The sequence below is a fragment of the Chitinophaga sp. genome (assembly GCF_039596135.1).
Classification (GTDB): Bacteria; Bacteroidota; Bacteroidia; order Chitinophagales; family Chitinophagaceae; genus Chitinophaga.
Genome location: NZ_JBCNKH010000026.1, coordinates 13,467 through 28,201 on the forward strand (window position 1 = coordinate 13,467; position 14,735 = coordinate 28,201).

The window sequence follows — 14,735 nt, forward strand, 5'->3', positions numbered from 1 at the left end:
GATTAAAGCGGTTAGAACTGTACATTCAGGCCCAGGGTATAGGTCTTTGCAGCAGGGTACGTACCATTGTCTACACCCAGTGTCATCAGGCTCGCGCTGGAACCGGCATTGGTAGCCTGGTTGTTGGTACCTGTACCAAAACCATTGATCTCAGGATAGTATCCTTTATAATTGGTGATGGTGAACAGGTTCTGAGCAGTGGCATATACGCGCAGTCCTGCAATACCAATATGTTTCAGCAGGGATGCATCAAAGTTATAAGCCAGGGTAGCACTACGCAGGCGGAAGAAGGAACCGTCCTCCACGTAGTTGCTTGCAATCTGGCTTTGCAGTAATGCAGCCGCTGTTGCATTGGTGGTACCGTTATCCTTTGCACGTGGAATGTCTGTTACATCGCCCGGCTGTTTCCAGCGGCGCAGTACAGATGCGCTTTCGTTCGTATAACCGGTCAGGTTTTCAATTTCCATACGGGTTTCGTTGTACACTTTGTTGCCATGTACCCCGTCGAACAATACATCCAGTGAGAAGTTTTTGTAGTGGAAATTAGAATTGATACCGTAAGTATATTTAGGCAGTGCATTGCCCAGGTCCATCATGTTGGCGCTGTACACCATGTTGCCCGTTTGCGGATCTACGCCCATTGCTTTGTAACCCCAGAAAGTACCGAGAGAATAACCATTCTTGATCAGACCTGTGTAAATAGGTTGTTTACTACCACCTACACTTACACCACCCGTCTGGTAAGAAGTGGTGGAATCCATACCAGTGATCTTGTTATTATTGAAAGAGATATTCGCACTCACATCCCAGCCCCAGTCTTTCTTGTCTACTACTACAGCACTCGCACTCAGTTCCACACCTTTGTTGATATCGTGACCAGGCAGGTTCACAGCCGTGGTAGCACCGCCCGTGGTGAGTGGCAATTGCTGGGTAAAGATCATGTCGTCCACTTTCTTGTAGTAATAGTCAGCAGAGAAGGTGATTCTTGATTGCAGGAAGCTCGCATCAAAACCTATGTTCGCTTGCTTGGCACTTTCCCATTTCAGGTTCGGGTTGCCAATCTGGCTGTTAGGGCTCACACCCGGACTAGCCGCACCGGAGCTGTAGGAATAAGCAGAACCGGCACTCAGCAGGCTATAAGTAGGATACAGCATGGTATATGGAGGCAGGTTACCGGTAGCACCATAACCAGCACGGATCTTCAGGTTTTGCACAAAGGTCACGTTCTCCATAAATTTCTCCTGGCTCACTTTCCAACCCAGGGATACCGCAGGGAAGGTACCCCACCTGTTATTGGTACCTACACGGCTGGAACCGTCTGCACGCAGGGTAGCGGTCAGCAGGTAGCGATCTGCATAGGAGTACATCACACGACCAAAATAAGAATTCGTGGTCCAGTTGTACCTGCCGGTGCTGATAGAATAGTTCGTACTTGCACCATTCAGGGTGGTCACGGAACCGGAAGCAAACCCGGTTCCATACTGGCTACCAGTTGAGATTTTCTCTTCCAGTGCAGAAGAACCGACTACTACATTCAGCGCATGTTTACCAAAATGCTTGTCGTAGGTCAGGGTATTATCCCAGCTGTAGCGGAACACTTCAGATGTGTTTTCACGGCCTGCACCAGTGAGGGAGATCCCATACAGACTGGAATAAGGATCCAGGAACCAGTCGTAGCGGGAGTTTTCCATAATGGCGTTGAACTGGCTACGATATTTAATGTTGAATGGCAGGGTAATCTCGGTGTACACATTGCCCAGCAGGTTGTTGGCAATGGTCTTGTTGTCGGCCTGCCAGATATCAGACAATGGGTTATCGCCGGAGAAGAAGTTGCTGTAACCATACACGCCGGGGTACGGAGAGCCCGCAGGCATCTTAATCGGAATATATTCGGGTGTCACGAGGGCGGCAATCACGGCGCCACCGTTCTGTGTAGAAGCATTCTGCGGAGTAGAGCGCTGATAAGAGCGGTTGTAGCTTACGTTACCACCTATGCGCAGCCATTCTTTTGGCTTTTGATCCAGGCTCAGTTTTACGGAATAACGGTTGAAGTTAGAACCGACCATAATACCGTCCTGGTTCAGGTAACCTACGTTGAAATAGAAAGTACCCTTGTCAGAACCGCCGCTCATACCCACGTTGGCACCTGTCTGCATGGCCTTGCGGTAAATGATATCCTGCCAGTTATTGTTGGTGGAATCCAGGTTGTAATAAGAAGGCAGGCTTGGTGTAGTACCATGAATGTCAGTCATGAGGTCTACCCATTGACTATTGTTGAGCACCGGCAGTTTTTTTACGATCTGCTGCATACCAGTGTACACATTGGCATCTACTTTCATAGCACCTTTGGTACCCTGCTTGGTCGTGATCATCACCACCCCGTTTGTAGAACCGGCTGCACCGTAGATACCGGCAGCGGAGGCATCTTTCAGTACGCTGATAGACTCGATGGTGTTCGGGTCGATGGTTTTGATATCGCTGGCCAGCACCCCATCTACCACGTAGAGTGGTTCACCGCCATTCGGGCTACCAATACCGCGCACTCTTACTGAGAGATCTCCACCCGGCTGGCCGGAAGGAACAGAAACCTGTACACCTGGCGCTTTGCCGGTGATGGCTTCTACCGCGCTCACGATCGGGCGGCTGGAAATGTCTTTGGTAGATACAGAGGCAATAGCAGATGTTACGTCCTGTTTCTTCTGCGTACCGTAGCCGATCACGACTACCTCGCCCAGGTCGGTTTTACCATCTGTCATAGTGATGTTAATAGTGGAGCGGCCGTTTACGGCAATCTCCTGGGAAGCATAGCCTACATAAGAAACCTCTAACGTGGCAGTGCCGGGAACAGTAAGGCTGAAAGAGCCATCGCCCTGGCTGGTGGTTCCCTGATTGGTGCCCTTGACCCTGATGGTGACCCCAGGCAAGGCATTTCCTTTACTGTCTTTGATTTGTCCCCTGATGTTGCTGTTTCCCTGTGCGAACAACTGGCAGCATAACATTAACAGGAAGGCTGTCAGGAATGTTACCCTTTTTTTCATAATGTGTGTTTACTTCAGTTTGAATTTGTGGAAAAGGATACGACTGTATCAATTGAATTCATAACGTTTCATGGGGATAAAGTTAAGGGTATTTACAGGTACCGATCAAAAATATTTTCTCATAAATAGTTGACTTTAAGCAAGTTATATAAAAATTGATACGCTTCAGTACCGTTCATTAATACGCTTTAAAAAGCTTGATAATGATGCATTACATGACAATTTTCCCTATATCTGGGTGGATACCCATGATACGGTTTAATACCACTTATAATAAGTAAAAAAATAATTAGTTGATGCGGTCAACCATCCTCTTTATCGTCCAAAACCAGTAAACTCCATCCCTGCCCATTGGCATTTTTGAGTGCTTTTTTCCTTTCATCCATCATTTTGATAATGCGGGAGGCGTAAGACCAACAGGTACTCTGGCGGATTTCCAGTATCCCTGACAGCTTATGGGAAGAGATCTTCCCTTTGCTGCTATAAACTAAAAAGGTGAGATAGAAGGCTTTATTAATAGGAATACGGATATTCTGGTAAATAGTATAGGCAGTGGCAGATTCCTCATAGCTACATTTGGTGCAACGGCGGCTGAAAGGCTGGTGACCGGGATAGAAATTATCATTCCCACACTTGCGGCAATGGTAGGGGCCTGTCCACTTCAGGTCTGCCAGGAATTGGAGACAGCTTTCCTTGTCAGGATAAATCTTGCTAAATTCCTCAAAGTCAAGGGCGGTAGAGAGGGCGCGGGCACGACTCACCTCTTCCACATTTGTTTGCAGCTGCTTATTGTGCTGCTCCAGCAGGGCGTTCATACGGGAGATTTCTGCCGCCTGCTCGGAAATTTCTTTAGTCCTGGCTTTAACCTGGGCTTCCAGTTCCCTGTTCAGGTTATCTTTTAAACGGGCATTTTCCGTCATCTGGCGTATCATCTGGCGATGGGCTTTGTCCCGCTTGCGTTTTAACAACCGTACTTTATCACCCACGGCAAAGCTGAGGAAAAACATTTCCAATATAAAACAGCAGCTCAGGCTATAATAGCTGATGGCCCCAAAATTCAGCCAGGTATACCCCAGCATGATAAAAAACTTGAGCATAAAGCCCAGGAACAGGAAGGTATACCCCAATACAAAGAAACGGGCCGGCCGGTAGCCTTTGGCCCAGACATGGATACCTGTATAGAAAGCGACAGCCAGGGGAAGCAGTTCTATAAACTTATAATTGAACCAATAAGGATTGATGAATAAACACCCCAGGAAATAGATGCACCTGGCGATAATCACCACCTGGATCAGGCGGTACAAAAACGGCTGCCGGACCTTGAGGTGCAATAAACTGCTGGTAAACAACAAGGCGAAGATGCTCATGGTAAGCAGGGGCCAGGCAAACGCCTGCTGGTTCCAGAGGGGCCAGTTGGGCCAGAGCCATTGATACGCAATGCCGTCTGTGCAGAGCTCGTACAGTGCCACACTCATCACATACAATACATAATAAAGGTATTGGCGCTGCCGCATGGCAATGAACATGATCAGGTTGTAAAAGCTGAAAATGAGGATCATGCCATAGAAGATCCCGAAAGTAAGGTATTCAGACAGGGCGTAGCTTACAAACCGGTCGATGGAGCGGAGTACGATAATAATATCCGCCGTCTGGGAGGATTGGATCCGGAAATAATACACGGCGCTGTCCTGCCGGAGGTTGTCGAGGGGGATTTCGAAGTTCTTGTGGCGGAACCATCTTTGCTCAAAAGGGTATTTGGCACCAATATGAACTTCCTTGAAATGCCCCGTGGTATCTGGCAGATAGGCGGTGATGTCGTCAATAGTCTGGTCAAAGAATTCCAGTAAATAGTATTTATCGGCCTCCCTGTTATGGCCAATGCGGATGCGGTACCAGCGAACCGCGCCCAGTTCCCTGTTCTGAGGGGTGCTTTCCTGGCTGGTGCGAAACTGTGCCTGCATGGCTGGCTGTGTCACATCGTGGATGCGCAGGTTGCCATGCGGGTCGTTCAGGTATTCGATCTGGGCATAGGTAAATATATGTTCATTCAGCGAGCTGTCAATATGCACTACTTCCTGCCCTTTGGCAATAGTGGCCAGAAACAGCCATACCCCCCATAAAAACCAATTACGCATAGGGAACAAAAGTACGGTTATTTCATTTTTGCCGTAGGCCCTGCGATGGTAAAAATCTTATCCTCTTCTTTTGGGGGTAATAGATGTGGCTGCCGGGGGCGAGGCCTTAATCCCACATGCCATACAGTTTCTTTACTTCCGGTAAGTTATAATATTTCTGTTGTTTGAGATAATCCTGGATGCCATGATCAACCGGCTCCAGGTTAAAAATTAATTCAGTCGTCGGCCAACCCGGGCCACCAAATTTTTCCTTCAAAGGAATGAAAATATTATCTACATAGGCCGCCATCTTCCTTTTCTCATTCAGGGTAAACTCGCCTTTATTTTCAAACTGATGGTACACATAGTAATATACCGCGTCCAACATCCTATGTTCTTCCTTATCGGTGTGTTCTTTTATCCAGTTCAACAGTCCTTCCCTGATCACCAGTTGCTTATTACAGCCTTGCTTAAAAATGATGTACGGTACCTGTTTAATACCATCATCATTGCCCTTCATGTACTCGTTCATAACAAGGTCATTGATCTTTGGCTCTTTTGTATAACCATAAGCCTCAACCAGGGAAATCAAAAACTGTTTATCGTTATTCAATAATATGGCCAGATCAGCCTTACTGTCATTAAACAGGTACTTATTCCTTGCAACCAGACCCTGGGCCATTGCGCTATTGGCATTCACTTTAAAATGATCATTATCTACAAAAGTGCCCAGCGATGCAATCAAAGGTATGCGTGTAATAAAACCAAACTCCTTAGACGCTGCCATATCGTATGTCATTATTGGAAATTCATAGTCCCGATCTCCTCCCTGCCCTTCCCAAAGCATGGTAAATTTTCCATATTCCTTCATGCGGCAGCTATTACCTGCACTAAAATTCTCTGCAAATATTTCGTGCAACTTTTGCTGAAAAACATCTTTTGCAGGAGGCTGGTAACCCTTAATTTTCAAAATCTCTGCGATTATTGGCAGCGCCACATCCATATCTTTTTCCTGGTAACGATAATTTCCCCCGCCTTCATCATTTAAATTTCCCTGTAAACTATCCTGCCTGTGCAATTCGGGGTTGTTCATAATTACTTCCTTTTCGTTGTTCTGTGTTATTTGAGTGGTATCCTTCTCCTGTTGTTGCCCGCCCTTTGTGGCCGGTTCACAACCGAAAATTCCGATCACTCCTGCTATAAAAATTAAATGCCTCATTTGTTATTATTTGAAGATCTTATTCCCAGGTGAAAATGGTCCTGATGCACGGTTGCATAGTCCCCACTCGAAAACTTAATCTTATCTTTATAAACATAGTTATTTACAAATTTCCATTTATCAGCCAGTTCAAGCAAAGCTTCCAGTTTCGCAACAAAATCAGCTGTTGTAGGGAATGCCTTCGCTGCGTCAGACCACAATACCTTGCCACTTTTATTCGTGCTACCCGGATACCTGATATCAATATCTACGCCTACCTTATGCGAACTATGCCCGATATTCCGGCCATCATTTGCTGAAATATCATTATAGTACAGGGTATCATCATACCCCTTTACAGGCAGGTTAAAGAAATAGCCAAACAATCGGGCTGCCATTTCGGGCGAAGCCCAGTTGTCTCCACCGGTATCTCTTGAGCCAAAACGGCCCCAGTTGGGTCCCGTCTCAGGAAACTCGAGCAACCGGGTCTTTGCCCGCCCCTGCTTGGTCAATACTTCTACATCATTTGCATTAATATACCTTACATATACGGACTTTTTATTAACGAATACTTCGTACCGGTATTGCTTTGAATTTGGATTTGTATATTCAAGCACCACATCCTGGTTATCTACATCAACTTTATACCTGTTACAATCCTTTTCCGGCACCACCTCTCCAAATTTACATTCCGGCACTTTGAATACAACAGATGTATTTTTTTCAAATGACTTTTTCTTAATTCCCCAGGCTGTTTCGCCATCAGCCCTGTCCTGGTTTGCACCCACCATTCCACTGATAATATCTACATTCTTTTGCTTGTTAGCCGCATAATTGATCTTTATAATTTTCCAGAAGGCCATAGAGGAAAGCACCGAAATCTTAACATCTGTTCTTAACAATTCCGAATTGTCTACAATATTGCCTCCTTCTTTACTTGTATAAGCATTTGCCTGGGTATAGTTCGATCTGCCGGTCAGCTGCAAAGGCCCCATTCCACGGAATTTCCAGCCATCCCCTTCATCTGTATTTCCCAATTCCTTACCCTTGGCAGACTGTGGCCCGTAAGCATAATTAGCTACTTTCGCCTGCGCATTATCATCCAGCCCATTTACATTTTCTTTTGTGGCCCGGCCTAACTCTTTTGCCTTCTTTATTCCTTCTGCCGTTCTGAACGCCGCAAACCTGCCCAGTTCCTTGTAGTAATAATTAAAATTTTCATCGGTCGATACATCCAGTTCGTCGCCAGACTCCCCATACACCTGTGCAAAAAAGTGCGCCTTATTCCAGCACGTATTCATTCCCAGCTCCGCCATGTACTTTGTATAATTGGCGGCTATCACAGTCAGGTCCTCCTTCTTTGCTTTGGGGAAGATCTTTTGCAATTGTGCCAGCGTCACCTTATCATTACAATTCGGACAACCTGAACCAGCCGGGGCTTTCGGTGCCGGTTCATCCTTCAGTACTGCAGGCGCATTCTTATCTGCCAGCTGACTCCATTCCCCTGCATGCGCATCAGACATTTTCAAATGCTGGAAAAAATAAACCTGGTTCGGAAAATGCTGCCCTTCATCCGTTACCTCTTTAGGATACATGAAGGTTTTCGCCTCATCAGATTTAATAATCAGGTAAAAAGCACTGTACCCGTCATTCCTTGCTTTATTGGCATGCTTCAGCTCATTGGTATCCAGGTGAATGGTGACTAGTTCAGTATTGTCTGGCTTTACCTTCTTATCTGCATTCATCTTCTCATCCGGCAGCTTGTACCGGTTGTCCCAGAATTCCACCGTCAGTTCCTTTCCTGCCAGGTTACGCGTCTGGATCCTGATATCAATTTTCTCACCATACTTGTATACCCTGTAGGCCAGGTTGCCACCAGGTTCAAAGTATTTCACATCTACCACCTCCGGGCGTTTGCTGATGTACACATATTTGCCCGTTTCATTCCCCCTCATGTTACTTTCCTTTGCAGGAAAAATATATTCCTTCCCGTTGCAGGTCACTTTCTTTACCCCGTCAAACTGCAACCCTGATTTGGTTGGCAGCAGCACAAAGAATACATCATACTCATCCCCTTCAAACCATAATTCACTCAGCTTGCTCTTCAGGTCATTCGTATTGACCTCAATACTCAATACCCCATCTGCCCCAAAAGTGCCCTTTTTAGGCCCTAAAATATAGTTTGGCGCTGAATGCTTGTTGGCCTCCAGGATGTGCAGTTCTACGGCTTCATTGGCCGCATTTTCGCTCTTGATGATCATCTTAAGCGTCTCATTCCAACCCGCCTTCGCTTTGTAAGTACCTTCTTTATCGCCAAAATACCAGGCATCTATCTTTGCAAAATCTGCATTTACTTCCAGTACTTTTTGGGATGCACCCAATGTAGCTGTCACATAAGCCTTCCCTTTCTGCGCAGCATACACACCCGCAATCTTATCGCCCTTGCCCAGCGCCGGCGACCAGGTAAATGGTCCATCCTTTGCTGCATCATAAGGCATCTTTGTCGTAGCGACTACATTGTATTTCTTACCGACTATCCAGTTCTTATTATTATTTTCTTCCCGGATGTCAGTAATGGTATTGTGCGCTACTTCAAACTGCCAGTCGTCTTTTTTATGGGCAGCCGGCGCATTCTTCTTCGCATTCCAGGCATCTGCTGCAAACACATAGGCTTCTACTACATACTGACCCGTTTCAGCAAAATACAGGTTGCCATCCAGCGTGATGGATTTACCCGTACCTACATCCTTTCCATTCAGTTGCCATTTAATCTGCCCTGCTTCAAAATCTTCCAGTTGAGTGGTATAGGTCATCTCACTTACCTGGAAAGACATGCTGGTACGAGGCCTGATCACGGTAGCCTGCTGATCGTTCGTCACTGCCACTACCCCATTGGCTTCTGACTTCATTTCTTTTGTCACCACCTGCTCACCCATCCTTGCTGTCACAATATAGGTAGCAGCAGAGTTATCTACCTTAAAAGTGATCTTGTCTGTACCTGCCGCTGTAGCCGCGATGATATTGCCTGCCATATCAGTTACCTGCATAGATACCTGCTGCTTCTCTTCAGCAGTAGGTGGATCTATTTCGTATACAGCATTGACAGTTACATTCATCCCTCTTCTCACACGGTACTGCTGTTTTACAAAATGGCCCAGCAATCCGTTCATATTGAATTCATCTTTCAGTTTATTCACCGCCACTGTAACGTCGATAGAGCAGGTCGGATCTCCTTTGCCATCAGCACCATAAGCCATTACCCTGTAGGTACCTACCGTATCAAAGTTCATTTTGAAATCAGGTCCGATAGTTTCAAAGATCAGAGTACCTGTTTCAGAGAACCCGTGTCCTTTGAATACTTTCCAGCTCACCTTTGCCTTATCTGCATTGCCGGGATTGAAATATTCCTTTACTTTAAAGATTACATCTTCATCTACTCGGGTTACCAGTTCGGGTATCTTCTTTCCACTCACTTCAGGTGCTGAGGCAGCAGCGGCTTTCCCTTCGATAGATTTTACCCTGGGGAGTTGTAAGTTATTGTCGGGTGGTGCCGCCATGGGGTTCAGGGCTGCCATGGTTGATACCTCCACATTATCAAAGTGTGCACTGCTCACCTGGGCCACCTGTCCGTGATTGATGATGGTGATGCAGGGATTACCCCCCACTGCACAGGTAGCCTTGCTATCTTCTGTAAGAATCCTGCCACCGTTGGTAAGCGTGATTTTATTGTAGAAACCATCCCATTGGGTAATGTTCACATTGCAGCCACTGTTCACCTTACTACAGCGGCCAAATGTTTTAGCCTCCAGGGGTTGGCCAATGTCTTTCGTACTGGCAATAGGTTTAGCATCTCCACTACCATCGTTGATATAGTCACGGTCATTGGAGGATATCTTCAATTTATCGGGGGAAGCACCATAATCGCATTTGCAGGTAGCTCCCTGTACTACAAAGTGTTTTTCACTCATACTACAGTTGCTTTAATCGGGTTACAAACAGCCGTGAGTTGGGTACGGCGGGGGCTACCATCCTGCTCAAAATGCCATTCGGCAGTGATGGTATCAATCATTTTAGTCAGTTTATTCACAGTGAACTGAATGTCGTGTTCATAGGGTACCGGCTCCCTGAAAGGAACTAGCTGGTAAGCCGTACGCTTACCACCCGTAGCCAGGTTACACCAGCAGGTAAGGAACAAATCCTGTTGCAGGGCACGTAGTACGGCGCCTTCATCCTGCAGGGCTTTGCCGGTGGCACTGATATATTCAGTCGCCCCGGGACCTGCAAAATATTCCTGCAACCGGGGTTCCTTTTCCGTCCATCTTTTCAATATTTCAGGGTGATTAAAAATCCCCGTGATACTACCGCCTGTAGCTACACTCACCTGCAACGGGTAGAGTACCTGCCCGCATTGTGCTGCCAGGTCTGCAGCGAGGTAATCGGAAGCAGCGTCTCCATTTACCATCACTTCGCCCCTGTCAAACTGGAAGAAAATCTGGTGATCATCTTCCACCTTCATCCGGCTCACAGTCATGGTATATTCCAGTACAGAAGGGTATTGTATTTTCACAGTATATTCCACGGGGGTCAGGACTTCCACACGGGGCGTTCTCTTGCCAAATAAGTTAAAGATGCCCATTACTGTGTACATTTATTGTCCAGCGTATCGGTTTTACCGTTGACTTCCATTGTCCACAAGCCGTGGAGAGAATCTGTGCTGCAACGTTCAAAACGGTATTCACCCTTGTAGTCTTCCAGCTCCTGTTTGATATCGTTGTGTATGTCCCAGTAGTCTTCCTTACCTTTCAGATAACTTTTTGTATTGTCTGACAACCGGTAAAACTGTATGAAGTAACGAATGTAATGTGCTTCCACATCCTGCTTGTTCACTGCACTATCGCAATATTTCAGAATAATTTGTTTGAGGCTGTCGGCAGCGGCAGGTGCATTTTCAATGAGTGCGAAGCGGTAATAACCGGGACCGTACTGCCCGTTTACTTCCACTTCAGCTTTGTGATCCAGCTTGTCCAGGTATATAACACGAACGCCTGTAGGTTTCGATGTACAGGCCCATAGTCCCAAACTTAGTAATAGTATGAAAGTATACTTCATTATCGCTTATTTTTCCTTTCCTGCGCACCCTCGTGTATATTGCCGGAAAATTCCTTTGTAAATTGCATTTTCGTTAAGAATGGTCTGTACCCCCTGAGATGCTGTAAGAGGAACCATGCACGGAAGCCGGCGCCCCAGGAATAGAACTTTTCCATATCAGGGAGGTCGAGACCAAAGTGGTCCCATAGCTGCACTTCGTACCGGGCTTTGTATGTGTCGCCGGTTTGCTTAAAACTCAGCAAGGTTACTTTGTAACTCCACACATCATTGACCGCAATGGTCAGGCCTTTTAACAGGTTGTAGTCCCTGCTGTAAGGGTATGATGGATGACCGTATGGATGGGAAGTTTTGTAACCAGCTTCACTACCGGAATACACCTTCTTATCTTCCATGGTAATCAGTTCCCCGCCTGCCTTTTTGATGCGCTCTGCCATCTCATCTTCTATGCCCATACAAAAGCGCTGGGTAGAAGGATTGGCCTGTGCAGCAGCAGTGAGTTTGGCATTTTCATACACCCCGCCCTCATTCTTCTGGAACTTATTGATCATGGCCTTGATGTTGTCATTCAGATCGCCCCGGGCCATGGTTTCTACCATTACCCTAAAGTCGAGGAACAGGGCATCGTCATTACCTGCAGCATTGGATAGTTGCATGAGGTAGCCGGTATCCAGGATCTGCTTTTCGTTGTAGATAGCGCTGTAAGTGGCACCGCTGGCGGCATTGGCGTACTTCGCATCTTTTATTACATCAAAGCCGTCGTTGACATAAGAATTTTTGTAGGCATCCACCTCTCCTTTCGTATATACGGGTCGTTTGGCCACACCTTTTCCAAAGGCCATATCATTGGCAATATCCGTACCGTCTTCATTGAGGCCGGGAGTACGATATACATCTACCACCAGTGGCAGGTAAATGATTTTCGTAGTGGTTACAACCTTCGTATCCGGCTTGCGGAAAAAGGCATAGACACTTACTTCCTGATCCACAGTATTACCATCTACTGTGATAGATTTATAGGCCACGCCTTTCTCCACGCGGGTAGTACCAGTTTTGAAAGGCGTGATGGTCTTGCCGCCATCGAACGAAAAAGCCCAGCTTACCAGCCGGAGCTGGTTGTCAGGTACCTGTTCACTAAAAGAAGTTGCTTTGAATTCGTAGGTATTCCCGTTTACAACGCTTTTGGGTCCTTCTACTTTCAGTACTTTGATGGTAGTGCCGGCGTTTAGTACCACGGGGTCATTTTTGTGAAAGGAAACGCCTTGTTTACCGTGAATATTGATCCGTTTGCCGGATTGCAGGGCAGTTTCGCCAGCACTGTTCCAGCGGACTTTCTCCCCGTTTTCAGTATAGTTTTTGGCGACAATGACGAGGTTTCCCGTACTGTTATCTCCCATGGTTTTTCAATTAAAGATGAGGGTCAGAATAGTTTGGATTTCTCTGCGCTCTTGATGGCGACGGACTTTCCGGAGTTGATGGTCATTTCCTCTTTGGAGCTGTCCACTTTTACCTGTTCGGCCGTTTTTTCAATGCTCCGGGCCTGCACGTCCATATTTTCTGAAGCAATCTTGGTAATGTTGGTTGCACTCAGTTTATAGTCATTGACAGAATACTGGGTAATGCTGTCGCCGGCATTGTGCATAATGTTCATACCTGCACTGGCAGTCAGGTCGTAGCCGGCACTGTTACTCAGGTAGGTACCCGCTGTCACATCTACGCTCTCAGCGGCGAGAATATTGATATTCCGGGCCTGTATCCTGATGTTTTGTAAGGCGGTGATAGAGATGTTCTGACCATTGGTATCCATCACGATGGTATTGCCCCCTTTGTCGTTGATGGTAATGAACTCCTGGCCGGCGGTATCATCGAGGCGGATGGTGTGACCACTGCGGGTTCTGATAGCTTTTACGTTATTGTCTGCATCCCCATAATCTGCCTTACCGCCCCCGTTATAGAGGGTACCGGTAATGTAGGGTGCTTCGGGGTTACCGCCTTCAAAATCTACCCATACTTCTTCGCCTGTTTCAGGCAGGAAGTAAAAACCTTTGTCTCCACCGCCGTGTGGTTGTATAAGGCGGATCCAGGGCGTCATCCCATTTTGCCAGTTGAAGCGAACACGTACGCGGCCCAGGCCTTTAGGATCGAAATTTTCAACTACTACGGCGCTTTGTGCTTCGCACCAGGGAATATTTTCGATGTTCATGGGTGGTACGGCAGTAGCTGCAGGTATGCCTTCGAAGCGATTATAGTATTCACCATTGCCATCACAGAAATGTTCCAGTGCGGTGAGGAAGAATTCTCCATGATCGGCGGTAGAGAAGATATTTTCCTGGATGCTGATGGTATCGCCGAGTCGCAGGGCAGTGCTTTTACTACGGCCATTGATCTGCACCATATGGGCCATTTGTGCCTGTTGCTGGCGCTTACCGGTATTTTCCAGTTCTTCTTTGGCATTGCTGCTAAAAGCGTGAGGAACTTTGTAAGTAAAGGCGCGGTTGTAGAGTTTATCGCTGACGTTTTTTGCGTTTTGCGTATAGTTATCTACGCTACCGGTGGAGATAGTATTGGTATTGAAATCCACATCAGAATAGTTCCGGTACTCCTGCCCTTTCAGGGCCTGGTTGTTGGGCACTGCTCTAAGTGAGATATTATATTCAACAAGGTTCACCTGGTGATACAGGGTTATCTTTTGCGGGGTGTTTTTCCCGAATATGATGCGTTGTCCATTATAAAAAAACCACTCTCCATAGCGCTGTGATAAGCGGGTTAAAAACTGGTAGCCGGTTTCTTTATACTGTACAATGTATTTGAGCTGGGTGGTATACCCGGGGTTCACTTCGGGAGTGCCGGGAAAGGCGCTGCTGGTCTTCAACACAGTGTTGACAATGCTGGCCAGGTTCTGTGTTTCGAATGACTGCATATGCGGATTGCCATCGAGCAGAATGGTAGGACTGGATGCATACACGGTGCAATGACCATTGATCGCGTTGCTTTCCTTACCGAAAGTAACGGATGTGACAATGCCGTTGAAAGACAAAGGCGTACCATTGCCGGAGGCTTCCATGCTTTCTACCGTCATGCGTACTTCTTTCCCTAAAAAGGATTGCCCGGAAGAGACAGGATCTTTTCCTAATTTAAGCAGCCAGTCGTAGCCAATTTTGATTTCCAGGGTGTGATGCCCTGTTATGGACTGTTTCAGATAAAGGGAATGAAATTGCCTGAATTGTTCATCTCCTATTGATACAGAGGTTTGGGTATATAAAGCCATTCGCTCAATAA

The 14,735-nt window shown here is 46.7% G+C and carries 8 protein-coding genes; all 8 read right to left on the bottom strand.

All coding sequences use genetic code 11. From position 1 onward, the window contains the following. Nucleotides 1-11 precede the first annotated feature (11 nt). The 8 genes from ABDW16_RS16320 to ABDW16_RS16355 all read right to left on the bottom strand — a co-directional run bounded on the left by ABDW16_RS16320 (nucleotide 12) and on the right by ABDW16_RS16355 (nucleotide 14,724). Entirely contained in the window at nucleotides 12-3,038 is a 3,027-nt protein-coding gene (locus ABDW16_RS16320) for a TonB-dependent receptor (protein WP_343671114.1), read from the bottom strand. Between the two features lie 302 nt (nucleotides 3,039-3,340). Continuing rightward, entirely contained in the window at nucleotides 3,341-5,173 is a 1,833-nt protein-coding gene (locus ABDW16_RS16325) for a 7TM diverse intracellular signaling domain-containing protein (protein ID WP_343671115.1), read from the bottom strand. Between the two features lie 106 nt (nucleotides 5,174-5,279). Then, the gene (locus ABDW16_RS16330; protein ID WP_343671116.1) at nucleotides 5,280-6,371 is read right to left on the bottom strand and encodes a hypothetical protein; all 1,092 of its coding nucleotides are present in this window, start codon (nucleotides 6,369-6,371) and stop codon (nucleotides 5,280-5,282) included. After that, the gene (locus tag ABDW16_RS16335) at nucleotides 6,368-10,318 is read right to left on the bottom strand and encodes a PAAR-like protein (RefSeq protein ID WP_343671117.1); all 3,951 of its coding nucleotides are present in this window, start codon (nucleotides 10,316-10,318) and stop codon (nucleotides 6,368-6,370) included. The genes ABDW16_RS16330 and ABDW16_RS16335 overlap by 4 nt, the downstream gene beginning before the upstream one ends. Next, the gene (locus ABDW16_RS16340; protein WP_343671119.1) at nucleotides 10,315-10,986 is read right to left on the bottom strand and encodes a hypothetical protein; all 672 of its coding nucleotides are present in this window, start codon (nucleotides 10,984-10,986) and stop codon (nucleotides 10,315-10,317) included. The genes ABDW16_RS16335 and ABDW16_RS16340 overlap by 4 nt, the downstream gene beginning before the upstream one ends. After that, nucleotides 10,986-11,459, bottom strand: a complete 474-nt coding sequence (locus ABDW16_RS16345) for a hypothetical protein (RefSeq protein ID WP_343671120.1) — start codon at nucleotides 11,457-11,459, stop codon at nucleotides 10,986-10,988. The genes ABDW16_RS16340 and ABDW16_RS16345 overlap by 1 nt, the downstream gene beginning before the upstream one ends. Then, a complete protein-coding gene (locus ABDW16_RS16350) occupies nucleotides 11,459-12,853 on the bottom strand; it encodes a DUF3289 family protein (RefSeq protein ID WP_343671122.1) in 1,395 nt (464 codons plus the stop codon). The genes ABDW16_RS16345 and ABDW16_RS16350 overlap by 1 nt, the downstream gene beginning before the upstream one ends. 23 nt (nucleotides 12,854-12,876) lie before the next feature. Next, nucleotides 12,877-14,724, bottom strand: coding sequence for a phage baseplate assembly protein V (locus tag ABDW16_RS16355; RefSeq protein ID WP_343671124.1), 1,848 nt, complete (start codon nucleotides 14,722-14,724; stop codon nucleotides 12,877-12,879). Between the last annotated feature and the right edge of the window lie 11 nt (nucleotides 14,725-14,735).